Raw genomic sequence first — 19,191 nt, 5'->3', positions numbered from 1 at the left:
AAGCAGTATGGATACAAGAATATGAGCACATTTACCCTTCTTGATGGCGGTATGGGCCGCGAATTAAAACGTATTGGCGCGCCGTTTTCTCAGCCGTTATGGAGCGCCCAAGCGCTGATTGAATCGCCAGAGCATGTCCGTTTAGCGCATCAAAGTTTTATTGATGCTGGTGCCGATATTATTACCGTCAATAGTTATGCTTGCGTGCCCTTTCATTTAGGCGAAGCACTGTATCGCAGCGATGGTGCAAAATTAGCCCGTTTAGCGGCGAAAATTGCCGCTGAGGTTGCACAGCAAGCGCCACATGCCGTGCAAGTGGCAGGCTCAATTCCGCCAGCAATGGGTAGCTATCGCCCCGATCTGTTTCAAGTGCAGCCAGCACAAGCGATCACCCAAACCCTGTATGCGGCTCAAGAGCCTTATGTTGATATTTGGATTGCCGAGACCATTGCCAGCCTAGAAGAGTTGAGCATTATTCAACAGGTCTTAGAGCAATCAAGTAAGCCTTGTTATTACGCGTTTACTTTGCAAGATGACAGCGATGTGGCGCTGCTGCGTTCTGGAGAGTCGGTATCGGATGCGGTTCAGCAAGTTGCTGCGGCAGGAGGGGCAGGGATTTTATTCAACTGTTCAGTACCTGAAGTGATGGCGGATGCTATTTCGCAAGCGAAAAATGCGTTGAATGGAGATAAAACCGGTATCGAGATCGGGGTATATGCCAATAGCTTTGCGCCGATTAAAGCGCAACATGCCGCTAATCAAACCGTTCAGGCGATGCGTGAGTTCAGCGCGCAAGATTACCTTGAGTTTGCCAAGCAGTGGTATGGATTAGGCGCAACCGTGATTGGTGGCTGCTGCGGTATTACCCCAAACCATATTCGTGCTTTACAGGATTGGAGGCAGGCGCTTGAAAAATCTTAACTATGGCTTAGCTTTTCCGGCGATTATTTTGGTATTGGTATTACTGACCATCTCTGCGCTTTATCCTGCCAGCTCACAAGCGATGGCTGGACAAGCGATGGCGTGGGTGAGTCACTGGTTCGGTTGGTTGGTGCAACTAGCCAGTTTGGCGTTAGTCGGTTTTTTACTTTGGCTCGCCTTTTCAAAACATGGCCAAATCCGCCTCGGTGATGAAAAAACCGAATACAGCAATTTTTCTTATGGTGGGATGATTTTCACCGCTGGTGTTGGCGCATCATTGATTTACTGGGCGATTGGTGAGCCAATGTATTACCTACAATCGCCGCCGTTATTTGCCGAGGCGAATAGTTACCCAGCCGCGGCTTGGGCTGTGACCTATTCGATTTTCCATTGGGGGATCACTGGCTGGGCCATTTACTGTTTCCCCGCGATTCCTTTTGCCTATGCTTTTTATGTGCAGAAAAGGCGTACTCTAAAAGTGTCGAGTTTATGTTCATCCGTAGTCGGCAATCATCCGCTAGTCAGCAAAAGTATCGATCTGTTGTCGATTTTTGGCACGCTGGCCGCTTTTGCTAGCTCATTGGCGTTAACCGTGACGCTGGTGAGTACTGGGGTTGCCGATTTATTGGCGATCAATAACAGTCTTGCTCTACAAGGGATCATTATTGCGTTGTTTGTTAGCTCATTAGTCGCAGTGATGTTAGTGGGCTTTAATCAAGGCATTAATCAAATTTCAAACTGGACAGTGACCTTGGCGATTGTGTTTGCGCTGTTTGTTCTGCTGGTCACTCAGCCTGCTTTTATCGTTAATAATTTTACTGATTCATTAGGCGTGATGCTAGATAGCTTTTTTAGAATGTCTTTGTGGACCGATCCGGTTCAGCAAAGTGGCTTTGCTGAAGGTTGGACGCAATACTACTGGTTTTGGTATTACGCGTATTTGATCATGATGGGGCTCTTTATTACCCGCATTTCACGTGGCCGTACTATTCAAGAGGTGATCCTTTATACCCTTTCGATGGGCGCTTTAGGCTGCGCATTTTTCATCTCTATCTTCGGTGGTTATGCGGTATGGGCGCAAATGCTGGGCGGTTTACCTGTGCAAGATTGGATGGCGGAAGGCGGATTAACTTATGCGGTGGTCGCTTTGATCAAAACTTTACCCGGCGGTGGTTGGATTCTAGGGTTGTTTTTAATCATCCAGTTTTTCTTAATGTTGACCACCATGTCGAGCGCCAGTGTCGCCACGGCGATGCTGACCACCAATCAACTTGAACTGAATGGCGATCCTGACAATCGAGTGAAGCTACTCTGGGCGGCTGCCATTGGTTTGATCAGTCTCAGTGTATTTTTAGCGGGTGGTGGCATTGAGACCATCAAATCACTGTGTGTGGTTGCCGGTCTGCCGATGATGTTTATCTATGCCATTATGTTGAAAGGTTTTTTACATACGTTAGGCATTTTACCCAGTCACAGTGAAGCTGAAACGGTGACTGAGCGCCAGATTGTGCTTAGTCAAGCGGAGTAACTGAACCCAAGCAAGCCGGAATTAATAACCGGCTTGCTTGGTACTGGCTAGCTTAAAATCATAGCGCTTTTGGCCTCAAGTGTGATGAGCATTTCTCCATGTTGATACTTATAATCTTGTGCGCTTAGCGCATTGCTAAATTCTCCACTGGTTAACCCTAACTGCCAGAGGGGCAAACATACGTCACGGGTATGACTAAGATTAATCGCAACCAGAACTCTTTGCTCCGCATAGCAGCGCGCAAAGACAAAGCTGCTCTCATCTTGATACAGCAGTTGAAAATCCCCTATTTGCAAAGCGACATATTGTTTTCGTAGCGCAATCAGTTGTTGAAAGAAAGCAAAATAAGGTGATGTTGTCACTTGCTGCCAAGGCATACAACGACGGTTGTCGGGATCATGACTGCCTCTTAATCCAACCTCCGTCCCATAGTAAAGGCAAGGCGTGCCCACATAGGTGAAAAGTAGAATGCTGGCGATTTTAAACAAGGCCTGATCACCATCGATCAGCTCGATAAATCGTGCGGTATCATGGCTATCTAATTGATTGAGCTGTGCTAATTGATTGGCCCACGGGATTTTGGCTCTCGCTTCTGCTAGCCAATCGAGAAACTGCGCTACTTGGATATCGATAGGGTGAAAAGCAATATCTAAATGAGTGAGCAAAGCTCGTAAAGGATGCGCAAAACCATAATAATTCATCGCGCCATCTTCTTGATCGCCTTGTAGCCATTGGGTCGCTTCAAAAAAATGTTCACCCAATACATAGCAATCCGGATTAATGTCTTTCGCGGCTTCTCGAAACGCTTGGACATAATGAGTATTATTTTTCGCGCCTTCACCTTCACCCAGCATATGAATAACATCAAAGCGCCAGCCATCAATGTGATAAGGTGCTTTGAGCCAATGTTTAATCACAGCATCGTCAGATTCATAAATCGCCGCTCTGACTTCAGGATGTTGAAAATTAAGTACTGGTAGGTTAGCGATGCCCTTCCAGCCAATATAGTCTTGGCCATCACCATTAAAAAAATAATAATGGCGATAAGGAGAATGGCTGGATTGATATGCTCCGTATTGTGGGTGCCAACCTTGTAAATTAAACCAAGGGTGTTCGGTTGAGGTGTGATTAAACACCGCATCAAGGATGATTCTCATCTCTCGTTGGTGTAAGTTTTGGCATAACTGTGCAAAATGTTCATTACTGCCCAAATGTGGGTCGATGGTATAGTAATCCATGCAATCATATTTATGGTTACTAGGCGCATGGAAGATAGGGTTTAGGTACAGCGCGGTAACGCCAAGGTTTTGTAAGTAATCAAGCTTTTCTTCTACCCCATATAGGTCGCCGCCATAAAATTCACAGCCGCCATTACCTTGGTGGCTATCAACAGGCTCTCCCCACGTTTTAGCGATAACCGATTTTCCATCACTCACGGAATATTCACCGCTTTTTACGCTGATCTCGGGTTTGCCATTGGCAAAGCGATCCGGAAATATTTGATAAAAAATCTGTTGGCTGACCCACCGTGGAGGCTGATGCTGTGTATTGTATTTAAAATGGTATTCCCGGCTGGGAATCCGGGTAGACACTGATTTGGCATCTAACCACCACTGGTTATGTGTGGTTAGAACTTTAAATACGTAATGTGTGATCGCTCTATCTTGGTTGAGTGGAATGGTCGCTTGCCAATAGCTGAGTCGCTCGGTGGTCGCCGTTTTTTCCATTGCGACTAACATTTCTTCGTTATCAGGTTCATGGCGAACTAAAACCTTACTACATGGAAACGAGGCTTCTATTGCTAGTGTTAAACTTAATCCATTATCGTGGCAAGTAACCCATGATTCGGTTTGACCGTGAAAAAGAAACGGGGCGTGCATATTATACTCCTTGGTCATCCTACAATACCTTGGCTGGTCGCTGACAATGTCGAGCGGTCTGGGTAAATTTCAATAAAATGCGTGGAAAGCGGCTTAAAATTTATTTCGACATAACTGCGCTGCTCCGTTACCACCAGTGTGAGTGGTTGCTGATTGAGATGATCGATTAAGGCATATTTTCCCTCGCTCAATTGCCAATGTTTAATCAGCTCTTGGGGTAAATGCAGTGGCACGGTTTTACTTTCCGTGGCACTAAAGTTAGCCGCTATAATTAATTTTTGCTCAGGACAAGAGCGGGCAAAGGCAAACAGCGTATCTTGTTGCTGTGCAAAATGTGGCCAATTCTCGGCGTATAAATCGTGATAATCGCCCATCAGCGCTGGACTGTTTTTAGCTAAGTTGAGTAGCTGGCAGTAAAATTGACGTAGCTGACGCTGCTTATCACTTAACTGCCCACCATCAAATCGACCATGATTAAGCCATTTTTGATGCTCAGGTACGCCAATATAGTCAAAAATAGAGGTGCGTGACGGCTGACCAAATCCAGCCTGTTCCGCCCCTGGCTCTCCCACCTCTTGACCAAAATAAATCAAGGTCGGCGCACTGGATAAACAGGTAGAGATCAGCATAGCTGGTCGCCCTTGTTCAGCATCACCGGCAAAGTCAGCCGAGGCAATGCGTTGTTCATCGTGATTTTCTAAAAAATGCAACATATGATGTTCAATATCACGCATTTGATGCTCAATGCTGCCAATGATGGCGGTTGATGCTTTGCCCTGCATAATGGCTTTTAACCCATCGTATAAATCGACTTTATCGTACAAATAATCCATTTTGCCTAACTGAATATAATCACGGTAAAGCTCAGGTTGATAGACTTCAGCCATTAAAAATGCATTAGGGTTAACGTGCTTGATCGCTGAGTTCATAAAACTCCAAAACTCAATCGGTGCCATCTCCGCCATGTCATAACGAAACCCATCAACCCCTTGCGCTAGCCAGTAGAGGGCAATATCACGAAACTTAAGCCACGAGTTCGGCACGGACTGCTGCTGCCAAAAAGTAAAATGCGCTTGATGAGAAAGCCAGCGATAAGATTCTGGGAGTTCGGCGAAGTCTTTCTCTCCACTAGGGGTAACGCCGTAATTAATCTTTACTGTTTCATACCAATCGTCCACATCGGGTTTGGCCTGCCGCGAGCCATTGCCGGTCCATTTTGCTGGAAATTCTTGATAAGGCTCAGCCAGGAGCGGATGACTTTCACCCCCTAATGGTGCTAAGTGATCGGGCAGATCGGGCATTTGAAACGCCTGATTGGGTAGGTAATAAAAATTATTGTCTCTGGCATACTCAAGTTGGGTATTATCACTTTGTCCGAAGTCTTCGACGCTGGGAGGATTGTTTAATCCTTGATAGTGTCGCGCCACATGGTTCGGAACAATATCAATAATAACTTTTAAGCCAGCCTGATGTGAGCGTTGAATTAAGGCCAAAAACTCTTGGTTACGTTGCGCGGGGTTATCGGCCAAATCGGGATTGACTGAGTAATAATCTTTCACTGCGTAAGGCGAACCCGCGCGTCCTTTGACTACGCTTGGATGATCATCACTGATGCCAAACTGGCGGTAGTCGGCCACTAAAGCATGATGATGAATACCGGTATACCAAATATGCGTTGCCCCTAATTGAGCAATTTCTTGCAAGGCTTTAAGCGTAAAATCACTAAACTTACCCACTCCGTTTTGCGCTTTTGTGCCCCAAGGGATGTTGGCGGTTTGCGTACTACCAAATAGACGAGTAAATACTTGATAAACCGTTAGTTTATGAGAAGAGAAATGGCTATGCATTGCTTTGGCCTAACTGTCATAAAATATAAACCAATCTAGGGTAGACAATGGTTTGATAATGCAACTCATCCCTTACTCAGCAATTTAGGGCGTAGATCGAAGGGAGAGTGAAAAAGTGTGAGCGAGGTTAAGCTATACGAATGAACTGAATGGTTGTTGCTATGGCCTGCTGGTGATTATAGCAAGCCACAGAAATCGAGAATTAAACCCCAGCGCGTTTCAGTAGTCCGGCCATCAGTGGCGAGCTGGATTTCACTTGTTTAGATTTATTTTGTAGGCTTTTCACTAGCTGCGGCTGATTAATACTTTTGGCAATATAAGCCATGGCCTGATAAAAACCGGCAGCAGAGTTGATTTTGGCTTTATCATTGAGGGGTGCCAGCAGCTGAACCATCGCCGTACCACTCATGCCATTATCGATAGCGTGTTGCTGAACGGCATCCAACAAATGATCTAAATCGGCTACGGCTTCGGTGCTTTCTATCCCTTGTTTTTGCATTGCTTTGCGGTTGCGCTTGCGAATTTGTTTGATCACAAATGCAGGTTGGTTAATCTTTTTGAAACCAAAATAACCAGCGGCCACGACAAGAACTAGCCCACCGACCACATAACCCCAGATAGAGCCAGAAGAGGACTCAACCATAGGTTGAATGGCATCAATACTGGTTGCGATATCAGACATACATATTCCTTACTTTAGAGAAAACTTAACTATTAGGAGGGCAGTTAAGTGTGAAAAGACCATCATTGACTGTGCAGCAAGGTGTTGCTTTGCGATTTATCAACAATAGTGCAAAAGGCAGCCTTGGTTATATCATTTAATCGGCGCAATGTGATCGTTTCACGCTGAAAATTAAGCGGACAGTGACGACTCACGCACGATTAACTGGCCAAGATAGGTATGATGTAATGAGGTCACTGGCTGCTTATTAGCAAGTATCACCGCGCATTGTGTGGCCGCTTGAGTTAACTCGACAATCGGCAGCGCCACGGTTGATAAACTTGGAATGGCATACGCGGCAGCGGGTTCGTTATCAATACCAATCACGGCAATATCTTGTGGTACGCGCTGGCCGTGCTCATGTAAAGCGCGAATGGCCCCAATCGCCATATCATCATTACAGGCAAAAATCGCACTAAAGTTGACGCCACGAGTGAGTAGCTGCTGGGTAGCATGGTAGCCAGAGTTAAGGCTATTATCGCCTGCGACGATCAAATCAGGGTTAGGTTCAATATTAGATTGCGCGAGTTGCTGCTGATAAGCGGCGAAGCGGAGCTGACCAGTTTCACTGTTGAGCGGTGAAGTAAGACAAGCAATCGCTCGATGGCCAAGGGTTAATAAGTGCTGCATAGCAAGGGTAGCTAATTGAGTTTGATCTAAGCCAAAGCTTGCGATGGCAGCCGTAGAAAAGCGTCGATTTAACACCACGAGCGGTATGGCATGCGTTTGTTGCCACTGACTTAGCTCGCTTTCCGTTAAATGACGGCTATAGATCATAATCGTGTCACAGCGTTGATTCGCCAATGTTTGCAGCGCTTCTCGCTCACCTTGGGCACTATTTTTACCATTGACCACCAGCAATTTTTTGCCCGCTTGGTGGGCCCCTTGTTCGGCATGATGCAGAATGCTACCAAAATAGCTGCTTTGAAAATGTGGCAAACTTAAACCAATTGCATGAGAGGTATTGGTGGCCAGCGCTTGCGCTAAGGTATTGGGTTGATAACCGAGTTGTTGCATGGTGGCAAGAACCGCTTGGCGGGTGGATTCTTTTACTTGACCATTGCCGTTCAGCACTCGTGATACGGTTGCTTTAGACACTCCGGCGGCTTTGCATACATCATTAATGGTGGCCATGACGGCAATTACTCCTAACTGATCCAGCCCTTTGTCATTTGAGCGTGCAAAGGGCTGGTGAGTGTATACCCTTCCGACTTGAAGCTGTAGGGGTGTTGACTACGTTCGTTCGCCCCAATCACATAGTCTATCTATGTTTATGGGGACTTACTCACTTGCCGCCTACCTGCAACTCCAAGTTGTTTGGGTATAGCGTGTTATTCATCTCAGCTCTATACCCTTCCTACTTGCCGCCTAGCGGCAACGGTGAGTGGTTTGGGTATCGATGGAATTAAATATTTTGTCCGTTACTGGCAATCACTTGCTGGTACCAGTAAAAGCTTTTCTTCTTCGAGCGCGCCATGGTCCCAGTGCCATCATCGTGCTTATCGACATAGATGAAACCATAACGTTTTTTGTATTCACCGGTGGTAAAAGACACGCAATCAATACAGCCCCAAGGGGTATAGCCCATCACCTCAATACCATCGTAGTTAATGGCGGTCGCCACCGCTTTGATGTGCTCGCTGAGATAGTTAATTCGATAATCATCATTAATTGAACCATCCGCTTGCACTTCATCAAGCGCGCCAAGACCATTTTCGACAATAAAAATTGGCTTTTGGTAACGCTCATACAGTTCAGATAAGGCAACACGTAAACCGTCGGGATCGATTTGCCAGCCCCAATCAGACGCGGGTAGATATGGATTGAGACGGCTATTTTCAAACAAAGAGGTCGTTTGTCCTTGCTCTTTCTGGGTTGAGACAATATTGGTCATGTAGTAGCTGATCGCGAGGTAATCAGCGCAGCCTTCACGTAAAATTTGCTCATCCCCAGCGGCGATGTCGATTTGGATATTTTTACGTTGCCATTCTTTAATCAAATAACTTGGGTAGTAGCCACGTACTTGAACGTCACTAAATAGATACTTTTCGCGCATCAGCTCTTGTGCGAGTAACACGTCTTCTGGACGACAAGTAGCTGGGTAGAGCGGCATGATGTGGATCATGCTACCGATTTTAAAATCAGGGTTTATCTGATGGCCTAATTTGACCACTTGCGCACTGGCAACAAATTGATGGTGCAGCACTTGGTACATCATCTGTTCAGGATTTGGGTAATCGGTGTAGATCATCCCTGAGTTACAATATCCCCAAATCGGCAGTTTCCAGTTACGCTGATTGTTAATTTCATTAAAAGTGATCCAGTATTTGACTTTGTGCTGATAGCGCTCCATCACAGTCTGGCTAAATTTAACGAAAAAGTCGATCACTTGGCGATTCGCCCAACTGCCATAGTGTTTCACTAAGTGATTCGGCATTTCGAAATGCGAAAGGGTGATGACCGGTTCAATGCCGTATTTCAATAGCTCATCAAACAGATCATCATAAAATTGCAGCCCAGCTTCGTTAGGTGTGGCTTCATCGCCGTTCGGAAAAATCCGCGTCCAAGCAATCGATGTGCGAAAGCATTTAAAGCCCATCTCAGCAAATAACGCGATATCTTCTTTATAATGCCCATAAAAATCAATCGCTTCATGGTTAGGATAAAACTGATCGGATTCTACGCTATCGGTGATCACTCGCGGTACTTCATGCGCCCCTTTAGTCAGCACATCAACTACACTCACGCCTTTACCGTCTTTGTTCCAGCCACCTTCTACTTGGTGAGCCGCCACTGCGCCGCCCCAGAGAAAATCTTTCGGAAAACTGTACTGTGTCATAGGTTACCCCTTAATCATTTACCAGAAATAGGCTTAATCTGTGACTAGTCTAGATCGTTTTTTACTCAATTGAAACCGGTTTCTGTAACCGGTTTCAATTTTTTCTGTTCGGTGTGAACTTTGCCGTGAAGCGCATAGAAATGATGCACAGGCCCATGGCCTTTACCTACCTGTAACTGGTCAGCATGTAAGATGGCTTGCGAGATATAATGCTTTGCTCGCGATACCGCTTGCTCAAGGCTTAAGCCTTGCGCGAGGTAAGAAGCGAGCGCTGCAGAAAGGGTACAACCTGTACCATGAGTATTGCTGGTGTGGATTCTTCGCCCTGAAAAACACCTTACCCGCGATCCGCAGATCAGCCAATCGTGACTATTTACGGATGCAGTAAAGTGGCCACCTTTAAGCAGCACCGCTTGGCTTGGCAAAGTCTGTAATGCCGCGATGATCTCATCAAGTTGCTGGTCGTGTTTTGGTATCGGACAGCCAGTAAATACCGCGGCTTCAGGTAAGTTAGGCGTGATAACCGTGGCTAATGGCAATAACTGTTGTTTTAAGTCATTGACGGCTTGTTCGGCAAGTAACGCATCACCGCTGGTGGCGACCATTAACGGATCTAACACGATAATCTTTGGTTGATAGTGACGGAGTTTTTCAGCCACGATATGGATAATCTGGCTATCAGCCAGCATACCAATTTTTACCGCGGCCACGGTAAAGTCACTAAAAATCGCATCCAGTTGACTGGCAATGTGTTCAATGGCAATCGGTAAAATTGCCGTTACTCCAAGGGTATTTTGGGAGGTGATGGCGGTAATGGCGCTACAAGCATAGCTACCAGTGGCGGAAATGGCCTTGATATCGGCTTGGATCCCCGCACCGCCGCCGCTATCTGAGCCAGCAATAGTTAATACGATTGGGATGGGTGAAATAGCAGATAAGGTGTTGCTCATGACAGGCTCCTATAGATGACGTATAGGAACTGGCCAATGACGACCAAAATGGTCGAAGCTAAATCATCGTATACACATTGATGCTAGTGGTATGCGAAGGCTGCGTCATCGGTTGCCATAGTTCCCTACGTCAGTGCTAACTGAATCAGGTTCAACGGGTCTCGCAATGCGATCTCAGCCTTAAGGCTCCCCGACTATAATGGCCTATACTAACAAATAATTTAAGTGAAACAACTAGAGTTGAACCACCTTATGACAGCGCTTCTCTAATGCTACTTTATCATGGCTAATGAGGACTAACGCGCAGCCTATCTGTTGTGTTAAATCCAGCATCAATTCCAATGTGTTTGCTGCGGTAACGGGGTCAAGACGAGAGGTGGGTTCATCGGCAATCAGTAGCTTAGGCTTCATTAATAAAGCCCGTAAAATAGCAAAGCGCTGTAATTCCCCTCCCGAGATTTGGGTTGCCTGACGCAGCAATAAATCCGGTGGTAAGTTGAGTTTTGCCATTAAGATCGGGATCGCCTGCTTATCAATCGCATGTCGTTGTTCAAGATCGTTCAATAGCGTTTGCAATGTGCAATGTTTCGCCAACGCACTGGGAGGGTCTTGATACAGCTTCAGCGCCTCAGCGACCTTGATTTTCTGGTGAAACGTGATGCTGCCAGAGCAAGGGGATTGTAACCCAAGCAAGAGATCGGCCAAGGTTGATTTGCCACAACCGCTGTCACCGCTGATGCCAAGAACTTCACCACTGGCTAATGTGAAATTAAGATCTCGAAATAGTGTTTTCTTTGCAAACCCTTTGGTTAACTGATGAACCGTCAGTAGTGGTTCACCTATTTGAGGTTTAGAACGTTTTTCCCAAAAATGGGGATCAGCAGCAATAAGGGCTTTGGTGTAGTCTGATTGAGGGTGTTTAAGCACTTGTTCTGCTGGCCCTCGCTCTTGGATAACCCCTTTTCTCATGACAATGATCTCTCCCCCTAAGCGGTCAGCGACTTCAACATCATGAGTAATGGTGAGTACCGCTCCTCGTTGCTTATGGGTGAGGAGCTGTTCAATAATCTGATCTCTTCGACTGCTGTCTAGCCCTTTGGTTGGTTCATCAGCGATCAACAGTTCGCCTCCTGCTTGAGTGGCGCAAAGATAGGCTACCCGCTGTGCCATGCCTCCAGAGAGCTGATGGGGGTATTTCCCTTGGTCTTGGCTAAGTTCAACCTGATTAAAGGCTGCCTGCGTTTTTTCATTCGCCTGGGCGGCATTGTGATTAACTAACGTATGAACTTCACGGACTTGCTCACCTACGTTCATTAATGGGCTTAAGGCGTACCAAGGTTCTTGAGGGAGAATCGAGATTTTCTTTCCCCAGAGTGCTTGACGCTCTGCCTGAGAGCGGGAGTTCTGATTTTTTCCAAATAGCGTGATATTTCCTTGCAAGGTTAACTCATTGGGTAACGTTCCAATAATTGCATTGGCAAGAAGGCTTTTCCCTGAGCCCGTTTCTCCTAAAATGGTGACTGCTTCACCAGAAGCCAGATGGAAGGAGACGGGATCAACCAAACACTGTTCTTGGCTATTGATCGCTAACTGCTCTACGTGTAATAAAGTGTTCATGCGTGTTTACCTCGAGCTAATAGATGAAAACTCATGACTAACAGAAAGACGACCACGATAGGCTGAAGCAGTACCCATGGGGCTTGATGATAATAACGAAATAACTCAACCATCATGAGCCCTAGTTCTGCGGCGGGTGGTTTAAGGCCTACATATAAAAAACCAATCGAGGCAAGCGCCAAGATGGCATTTCCAGCCCCAAAGCAACCTAAGGTAAAGAGATCGGTACGCAGTGTTGGCCACAAGTGGCGTTTAAATTGATACCACGAACTGAATCCGTAAAGTCGGGCGGCTTCGATTTCGGGAGAGCGCAGCAAGGTTAGGGTTCGGCTACGCACCACTCGAAAATACTCTACCCATAAAATTAAAGAGATAGCAAAATAGAGGATCATAAATGAGCCCGGTAGCATGGCACCAAAAAGAAGAACTAAAATGAGCCCCGGCATAGCCAAAAGTAGGTTGACCAACCACGACAAGCTTTTATCCCACCAGCCCCCTTTCCATGCCGCCACCACCCCTGCGAGTAGCCCTAATGAAGCCGAGGTGAGAACACTGAACAGCGCCATACTGAGCGAGGTCATAATTGCACTACTGAGCCGAGCGTAGTTACTGCGGCCATAGTGATCTCGCCCGAACGGTTCTTGCCAAGACGGTAATGCAAACGCTTGAGATAATGATTGTTGGGCCGGATCACCCTGATAAAAAAGCCACTCGATGGCGGTGAGCGTGATGAGAACGAATAAAATACTCAATCCCACCCATTGGGTTCGAGATAAATGAATAAGGCCACTCATGCGTGTGATTCCTGTTTTGCAAATCGTTGTCTTGGATCTAGGTAATACTGGGCCACATCAACCAAGGTATTGATGAACACAAACAGTAACCCCATGATCAATGCCGCACCTTGGATCATCGGAATATCACGTTGGAAGATAGCGTGAGAAAGGGCATGACCAATACCGGGCCAGGAAAATAAGGATTCAATCATGACGATTCCTTCTACCAAGCCGACTGCTTGAATGCCAACGAAAGCAATGACGGGCAAAGCAATATTTTTATGTGCATGTCGCTGAAATGCCTGAGATTCGGTTAACCCCTTAAGACGTGCAAACTGAAAATAGGAGGAATGAATCACTTGGTGGGTGGCATTACGGATCATTCGATTAGACATAGCGGCAAGGCTACATGCCAATGCGCATGCAGGAAGAATCACGTGTTCTAGTCGGCCAAACCCCGCTACGGGCAGTAAGTTCAGGTGTAAAGAGAAAATCAAGATCAGCACCAACCCAATCAGAAAGACTGGCTGAGCCCTAACAGTGATTGAACCAAAGAGCGCAAGGTGATCGCTCCACTGGTTAACTCTTCTTCCACAGTAGATCCCAAGTGGAATGGCAAGGCATAGAGAAAGTAACGTTGCTGCGCCCGCAAGAAGTAATGAATGGCCAAGCTGATGAGATAGGGCATCAACAATCGGCTCGCCACTGACGAGAGAATGCCCCAAATTAAAATGCAACAAATCCCATAGCCAACTGAGATAAAGCTCAACACCTGAACGATCAAGCCCAAGTTCCGCTCGCACCGCTAAGGCGGCTTGTTCATTGACATAGTCATAACCATACCGACCTGCTGCAATGCGGTAGGCGATATCGCCGGGGATCATTCTCATCAAAATAAACGTCAAGGTGCCCACTGACCAAGCGACAAAAAGTGCTTGGTACAACCGAGAGAGCAAGAGTTTAGTCATGGAACTTCATCTCCGACAGACGGTAGTTAATCTCAAAAGGGTCAAAAGAGAAGCCATGAATTTGACGATTTACCGCGATAATTTGTTGGTAATAAGTCACAGGAATAAGAGGCATTTCATCAGCAAGGATATGAGCGGCTTGCTGAGCCAATTGTTCATATTTCTCTGGGTCAGATTCAGTGACTAGCAGATCAAGCTGTTGTGAGAAGAGATCGGATGACCAGTGCATGGGCCCCCAATCGGATCCTTTTTCGGTAGCAAAATCTTCCATTAGTAAAGGTAGGGGGTCAGCAAGTGTACCGAAATTGCGGGCAATTAGTGCCAGTTCTAATGAATTATCATGATGCTTGGCAGGAATGGCACTGGAATTATCAATCGAAATTTGAACATCAATACCCAACTCTCGCCATTGTGCTTGGATTGCCGTTGCGAGGAGAGGAAGCTCTGGTCTATCGGCATAAGTCAGTAACTGAACGCGGAAAACTTCCCCCGATTTTTCCAGAAAGCCTTGCGCGTTTTTTTGCCAGCCTTGGTCGGTTAATAATTGTTGCGCTTTTTCTAACTGGCGTTGTTCTCCCGATAAAGCGGGCAGATGCCAAGAGCCTAAAGCGGGAGAAAAAAGTTGGTAAGCATGGGATTGTGGCAAACGGAGTACGGATTCTGCCATACCTTGACGATCCAAAGCGAAGCTAAGGGCTTGACGTACTGATTTATGACTAAGAAATGGGTGAGCATTATTGACTTTAATCAACACGGTTCGTGGTATTGACTCAATGTGTAACTGGACATTTTTGGCCTGCTGGAGGGCTGGGATACTGATAGGATCTAATGTATAGACGATATCCGCTTGCCCCGTTTGCGCGAGCAACGCTCGGCTTTCTGAACGATGCCCCGTTAAGTACTCCACTTTCTCAATGGCCGCTGGTGTTCCCCAGTAACGATCAAAACGCATGACTTGCGCCTTATGTGGTGCTTGTAATTGATCAATTTGGTAGGGGCCGGTGCCTTGTAAGCGATTGACGTGCCCATTTTCATGATAAGACGATGGCGAAATGATCGCGGTGGAATAGTGAGCGAGGACGGAAAGCAATGGCCGATAAGGACGCTGTAGGATGATCACCAGCGCCTCATTTTCTGCGGTAATCGACTCAATCGGGACTTGACGAATCACTCCCGGTTTATTGACGGCTCGGCTGAGTGAGTGAACGACAGCTTGGGCCGTGAGCGGCTGACCATCATGAAACAGAACATTGGGGCGAATTTCAAAAACCCAGCGTAATCCATCTTCACTCTGTTGCCAGCTTTGTGCTAAAAGCGGATAAGGTTGTGCTTGGTCATTAATACCGATTAATGCTTCAACGACCTGTAAGCGAGAAAAAAGAAAACCATCTTTTGACAAATCTTGGCTACTAAACTCAAACGGACCAGAAACGGATAAAAGAGAGGGTTTGTCCGATGCGCTGGGTTTCCAAAAAAACACCACGGCAATGGCGATAACACCAAGCAAGAATAACGTTTTTTTCATTAGTAAAATTCTATATGTTATAACATAACATTATTTCAGCATGAGAATCGTTATCATGTCCAGTATTTTTTGTTATTGAATCGCTTGTGAACTATTTCATGTGTGAATGAGAAAGTAAGGTTGGCAATAGGGCGTGTTCGGCGCTGGAAGCACAGGGGCCAAAGTGCTGGCTCCTGCTTTATTATCTTATAGACTATGGGAGGGCGTTTTCACCAACCTGTTTTTGTATCAATAAAAGAGGGGTTATTGTGGAGAATAAAGGGTAAGAAAGATAGTGACGGCTCGGTGAACGGTGGTGTTAATTTGTGTGTGAGTGGGTTTGTCTATGGCCCCTAAGGCAAACGGTTCAACGTATTCCGCAGATAGAAGAGCTTTAAATTGCATGGCGGCAATCCAAGGGTCGCAGGGCTTTAGCATTCCTTTATCAATTTGTGCAGCAATATACTCGCTGACGTGCGTCCAGCCTTTTTTGGGCCCTTGCTCATAAAAATGTCGTCCAACAGAGGAGCGTTCAGCTTCGTGGATCGCCATACGATAAATTGCCATGGCTTCAACACCGAGAATCGAGTTGAGAAAATTTACGCCAAATTCTTCTAAAGAAGTGGCAATATCTCGATTTTTATCAAGAGATAAGAACGCATTAGCAATCTGTTCGGTGGCTGAAGAGGCCATGACCGCTGAAAAGATCTCTTCTTTAGAGCTAAAGTAGTTATAGAGCGTGGCTTTTGAACCGCCCAGCATTTTAGCAATGTGTGACATGGATGTCTGTTCAAAGCCTTGTTGTGTAAAAGAATCTTTTGCAACCTCTAAAATAGCTTGCCTTTTTTCTTCACTTTTAACTCGCATTCACCCATCAATCCCAACTGAAAAATTTCTATAAGTTTCTCTTGACTAGCCATTTCTGTCAAGAGTATAACTGTACCGTACAGTTTAGTTATAAGGTTGTGAAATGTGAAATACAATACTCAAATAAAGCTTATGCAGAGCCAATCTGTTTCTTATTTTTCGATGAGTATTCTCAGTGCGGCGTTACTTTTTGGCTGCGCAAGTCCAGATCTAGATCAAGACTTGGCCAAGATGAAGTCCGCACAAGAGTGGAATACCGAACAGACGTTTACTGATCATACCAGCATAGAGTGGCCGACGGATACTTGGTGGGAACGCTATCAAGATACACAGCTTAATCAATTAATAAGAGAAGCCTTTGAGTATTCCCCCACGTTACAAATGGCGAAGGCACGATTAGATAATGCCCGAGGCATTGCCGAGCAAGCAGGGGCTGCTCGTTCGTTGGATGTCGGGTTGGCGGCTTCTGCAAGCGAAAGTAAAGTCAGTTATCAGTACCAATCGTATTCACCACCTCATGGTTGGAATGATTACGGCTCACTCACGCTTAATTTTCAATATGACTTTGACTTCTGGGGTAAGAACCGAGCGTCGATTGCGGCGGCAACCTCAGATTTGGCCGCTGCAGAGGTTGAAAGTGTTTCTGCTCATTTGATGTTAGCGACATCCATTGCTAATGCCTATGCCGAACTGGCACGTCTCTATGCTAACCAAACCACGGTAGTAGCGGCTTTAGGGGTGAGAGAGAAAACGGTTGAGTTATTGCAAAAACGCTACGACAACGGGCTTGAAACTCTGGGGGCGGTTAGCCAAGCAAAATCGATTGCTGCCAGTGTTGATGCTGAACTCTTGGCACTGAATGAGTCGATTGAATTACAAAAAAATGCGCTTGCCGCTTTAGTTGGGCAAGGGCCGGATCGCGCACGAGCGATTTATGCTCCAACCATTACGCTCAATGCTCGTTTTGGTCTGCCAGCAGACGCTAGTATTGGCCTGTTAGGGCATAGAACCGATGTTGTTGCTGCACGCTGGCGGGCTGAGGCGGCTGCTGAGCGGGTAGGGATCGCACAAGCCATGTTTTATCCCGATGTGAGTTTTTCCGCATTTATCGGTTATCAAGCTTTCGGTCTCGATAATGTGTTTAACAGCGGTAATGATGCAGGCGGCATTGGTCCGGCCATCTATTTACCCCTCTTTACGGGCGGCCGATTAGAAGGACAACTTACTTCTGCTCAAGCCCGTTATCAAGAGTCGGTCAGCTTATATAACGCTACTTTAAATCAAGCTTTGCATGACGTTGCGGATGTGTTGACCAGTACTCAGGCGTTGGATGAGCGGATTGCAAAAACGCAACAAGCCGTCATACAAGCTGAGCGCGCTCACTATATTGCTAACAATCGTTATCAAGGAGGGTTAGCGACTTACCTTGATGTTTTAGTCGCTGAGGAGACGTTACTTAATAACCAACGGGCGTTGGTTAATCTTCAGTCTCGTGCGTTTAGCTTGGATCTTGCACTTATTCATGCTTTAGGCGGTGGTTTTTCTCACTCTCATTCTTGATTTAGTTTTAAAAGGTTTTTTTATGAATTCGTCTGAACAAACAACGGAACATTTTGATACTCACCGAGCTTCACAAGCTCGTAAAAAAGGGTTCTTATTTCTTTTATTTGCGATCATCATTGTTGGTGGGGGTTACAGTACTTATTGGTACTTTATTGGTTCACGTTTTGTTTCAACCGATAATGCGTATGCTGCGGCCGAAATTGCGGAAGTGACTCCAGCGGTGGGCGGTATCATTGCCAGTGTTAATGTGGTGGATACTCAATACGTCGACAAAGGTGACGTGTTGGTACACATTGATGATACCGATGCTCGTTTGGCCTTGAGTCAAGCTGAAGCCGATTTAGCGCTAGCAAAGCGTCGTGTTCGCAGCTATTTAGCCAACGATGAAGGACTAACCGCCTTGGTGGAAGCGCAAAAAGCGAATGAGCAACGTACCAAAGCACAGTTAAGTGCAGCGCAAGCAAATTTTGAACGAGCGAAAATAGACTTAACTCGTCGTGAAGGGCTTGTGCGCTCGGGGTCGGTATCGGGGGAAGAGCTGAGCAATGCACAAACAGGGTATAGTCAAGCACTAGCCAATTTGCATGCAGCTCAAGCGGCAATGGCGCAAGCGAAAGCGACGAAGCTGTCGAGTATCGGTTCGCAAAAAGCCAATGCCGCGTTAACAGATAACACCACAGTAGAAAATAACCCGGAAGTCTTATTGGCTAAAGCTCGTTTGGAACAAGCTAAAATTGATCTAGAACGTACTATTATCCGAGCCCCAATCAGCGGGGTGGTGGCTAAACGTCAGGTTCAGGTTGGGCGTCGGGTTCAAGTTGGAATGCCATTAATGACCGTCGTGCCTATTAACCAGATTTATGTTGATGCCAACTTTAAAGAGGTGGAACTGCGTGAGGTGAAAATAGGTCAGCCAGTTACATTAACAGCAGATTTGTATGGCGATGACGTGACTTACCACGGGGTGATTGCGGGTTTTTCGGGCGGGACAGGTTCGGCATTTTCTATGATTCCGGCACAAAATGCGACCGGTAACTGGATTAAAGTGGTACAACGGTTGCCCGTACGAATTGAATTGGATCCGAAAGAATTACAGAGCCATCCCTTGCAGGTTGGGCTTTCAATGATTGTCACTATTGATACCGCCGCTGAAATTAACGCACAAACGTTAGTGCAATATCGGGCAACCCAATTAGCAGAACAAGGTTAA

Annotated in this window: 15 protein-coding genes and 1 riboswitch; of the genes, 4 read left to right on the top strand and 11 right to left on the bottom strand. The window is 46.2% G+C overall.

Annotated elements, in window-relative coordinates:
- Positions 1-21 precede the first annotated feature (21 nt).
- Positions 22-921, top strand: coding sequence for a homocysteine S-methyltransferase family protein (locus CAG57_RS02960; protein WP_161427612.1), 900 nt, complete (start codon positions 22-24; stop codon positions 919-921).
- Positions 908-2,449 carry a BCCT family transporter gene (locus tag CAG57_RS02955; RefSeq protein ID WP_161427611.1) on the top strand — a complete coding sequence of 514 codons (1,542 nt, stop codon included), beginning with the start codon at positions 908-910 and terminating at the stop codon, positions 2,447-2,449. Before CAG57_RS02960 ends, CAG57_RS02955 begins: the two co-directional genes overlap by 14 nt.
- A 47-nt stretch (positions 2,450-2,496) precedes the next feature.
- Here the strand turns inward: CAG57_RS02955 and malZ are convergent, their stop codons facing one another.
- The 11 genes from malZ to CAG57_RS02900 all read right to left on the bottom strand — a co-directional run bounded on the left by malZ (position 2,497) and on the right by CAG57_RS02900 (position 16,418).
- Positions 2,497-4,329 (bottom strand): maltodextrin glucosidase, encoded by a 1,833-nt coding sequence (gene malZ, locus CAG57_RS02950; protein ID WP_161427610.1) that lies wholly within the window; start codon positions 4,327-4,329, stop codon positions 2,497-2,499.
- A gap of 14 nt (positions 4,330-4,343) precedes the next feature.
- On the bottom strand, positions 4,344-6,176 hold the full coding sequence (locus CAG57_RS02945) for an alpha-amylase family protein (RefSeq protein WP_161427609.1): 1,833 nt from the start codon (positions 6,174-6,176) through the stop codon (positions 4,344-4,346).
- Between the two features lie 202 nt (positions 6,177-6,378).
- Entirely contained in the window at positions 6,379-6,858 is a 480-nt protein-coding gene (locus CAG57_RS02940; RefSeq protein ID WP_161427608.1) for a hypothetical protein, read from the bottom strand.
- A gap of 171 nt (positions 6,859-7,029) precedes the next feature.
- Entirely contained in the window at positions 7,030-8,031 is a 1,002-nt protein-coding gene (locus tag CAG57_RS02935; protein WP_161427607.1) for a LacI family DNA-binding transcriptional regulator, read from the bottom strand.
- A 271-nt stretch (positions 8,032-8,302) separates the two neighbouring features.
- Positions 8,303-9,736, bottom strand: coding sequence for a 6-phospho-beta-glucosidase (locus CAG57_RS02930; RefSeq protein ID WP_161427606.1), 1,434 nt, complete (start codon positions 9,734-9,736; stop codon positions 8,303-8,305).
- Positions 9,737-9,801: 65 nt separating this feature from the next.
- Entirely contained in the window at positions 9,802-10,686 is an 885-nt protein-coding gene (gene thiD / locus CAG57_RS02925; protein ID WP_161427605.1) for a bifunctional hydroxymethylpyrimidine kinase/phosphomethylpyrimidine kinase, read from the bottom strand.
- A 105-nt stretch (positions 10,687-10,791) separates the two neighbouring features.
- A riboswitch (TPP riboswitch) is annotated at positions 10,792-10,889 on the bottom strand.
- Positions 10,890-10,920: 31 nt separating this feature from the next.
- Complete coding sequence (locus CAG57_RS02920) at positions 10,921-12,303, bottom strand: ABC transporter ATP-binding protein (RefSeq protein ID WP_161427604.1); 1,383 nt, start codon at positions 12,301-12,303, stop codon at positions 10,921-10,923.
- Entirely contained in the window at positions 12,300-13,097 is a 798-nt protein-coding gene (locus CAG57_RS02915) for an ABC transporter permease (protein ID WP_161427603.1), read from the bottom strand. Before CAG57_RS02915 ends, CAG57_RS02920 begins: the two co-directional genes overlap by 4 nt.
- The gene (locus CAG57_RS02910) at positions 13,094-14,047 is read right to left on the bottom strand and encodes an ABC transporter permease (RefSeq protein ID WP_099612617.1); all 954 of its coding nucleotides are present in this window, start codon (positions 14,045-14,047) and stop codon (positions 13,094-13,096) included. The genes CAG57_RS02915 and CAG57_RS02910 overlap by 4 nt, the downstream gene beginning before the upstream one ends.
- The gene (locus tag CAG57_RS02905) at positions 14,040-15,572 is read right to left on the bottom strand and encodes an ABC transporter substrate-binding protein (protein WP_161427602.1); all 1,533 of its coding nucleotides are present in this window, start codon (positions 15,570-15,572) and stop codon (positions 14,040-14,042) included. The genes CAG57_RS02910 and CAG57_RS02905 overlap by 8 nt, the downstream gene beginning before the upstream one ends.
- 243 nt (positions 15,573-15,815) lie before the next feature.
- Entirely contained in the window at positions 15,816-16,418 is a 603-nt protein-coding gene (locus CAG57_RS02900) for a TetR/AcrR family transcriptional regulator (protein WP_099612615.1), read from the bottom strand.
- A 132-nt stretch (positions 16,419-16,550) separates the two neighbouring features.
- On the opposite strand from CAG57_RS02900, the gene CAG57_RS02895 reads away from it, so the two are divergent.
- Together CAG57_RS02895 and CAG57_RS02890 are read left to right on the top strand one after the other, a co-directional pair.
- Complete coding sequence (locus CAG57_RS02895; protein WP_161427618.1) at positions 16,551-17,978, top strand: efflux transporter outer membrane subunit; 1,428 nt, start codon at positions 16,551-16,553, stop codon at positions 17,976-17,978.
- Positions 17,979-18,000: 22 nt separating this feature from the next.
- Positions 18,001-19,191 (top strand): HlyD family secretion protein, encoded by a 1,191-nt coding sequence (locus tag CAG57_RS02890; RefSeq protein ID WP_099612614.1) that lies wholly within the window; start codon positions 18,001-18,003, stop codon positions 19,189-19,191.

The sequence above is a fragment of the Vibrio sp. V30_P3S12P165 genome, from assembly GCF_009904905.1.
Classification (GTDB): Bacteria; Pseudomonadota; Gammaproteobacteria; order Enterobacterales; family Vibrionaceae; genus Vibrio; species Vibrio fujianensis.
Note: the sequence above shows the minus strand (reverse complement) of the source record. Positions and strands in the feature narration are given on the sequence as shown.

Coding starts and splice junctions, on each gene's coding strand:
- CAG57_RS02960 (WP_161427612.1), top strand. CDS start 22: ATGAGCACATTTACCCTTCTTGATGGCGGTATGGGCCGCGAATTAAAA.
- malZ (WP_161427610.1), bottom strand. CDS start 4,329: ATGCACGCCCCGTTTCTTTTTCACGGTCAAACCGAATCATGGGTTACT.
- CAG57_RS02945 (WP_161427609.1), bottom strand. CDS start 6,176: ATGCATAGCCATTTCTCTTCTCATAAACTAACGGTTTATCAAGTATTT.
- CAG57_RS02940 (WP_161427608.1), bottom strand. CDS start 6,858: ATGTCTGATATCGCAACCAGTATTGATGCCATTCAACCTATGGTTGAG.
- CAG57_RS02935 (WP_161427607.1), bottom strand. CDS start 8,031: ATGGCCACCATTAATGATGTATGCAAAGCCGCCGGAGTGTCTAAAGCA.
- CAG57_RS02930 (WP_161427606.1), bottom strand. CDS start 9,736: ATGACACAGTACAGTTTTCCGAAAGATTTTCTCTGGGGCGGCGCAGTG.
- thiD (WP_161427605.1), bottom strand. CDS start 10,686: ATGAGCAACACCTTATCTGCTATTTCACCCATCCCAATCGTATTAACT.
- CAG57_RS02920 (WP_161427604.1), bottom strand. CDS start 12,303: ATGAACACTTTATTACACGTAGAGCAGTTAGCGATCAATAGCCAAGAA.
- CAG57_RS02915 (WP_161427603.1), bottom strand. CDS start 13,097: ATGAGTGGCCTTATTCATTTATCTCGAACCCAATGGGTGGGATTGAGT.
- CAG57_RS02910 (WP_099612617.1), bottom strand. CDS start 14,047: ATGACTAAACTCTTGCTCTCTCGGTTGTACCAAGCACTTTTTGTCGCT.
- CAG57_RS02905 (WP_161427602.1), bottom strand. CDS start 15,572: ATGAAAAAAACGTTATTCTTGCTTGGTGTTATCGCCATTGCCGTGGTG.
- CAG57_RS02900 (WP_099612615.1), bottom strand. CDS start 16,418: ATGCGAGTTAAAAGTGAAGAAAAAAGGCAAGCTATTTTAGAGGTTGCA.
- CAG57_RS02895 (WP_161427618.1), top strand. CDS start 16,551: ATGCAGAGCCAATCTGTTTCTTATTTTTCGATGAGTATTCTCAGTGCG.
- CAG57_RS02890 (WP_099612614.1), top strand. CDS start 18,001: ATGAATTCGTCTGAACAAACAACGGAACATTTTGATACTCACCGAGCT.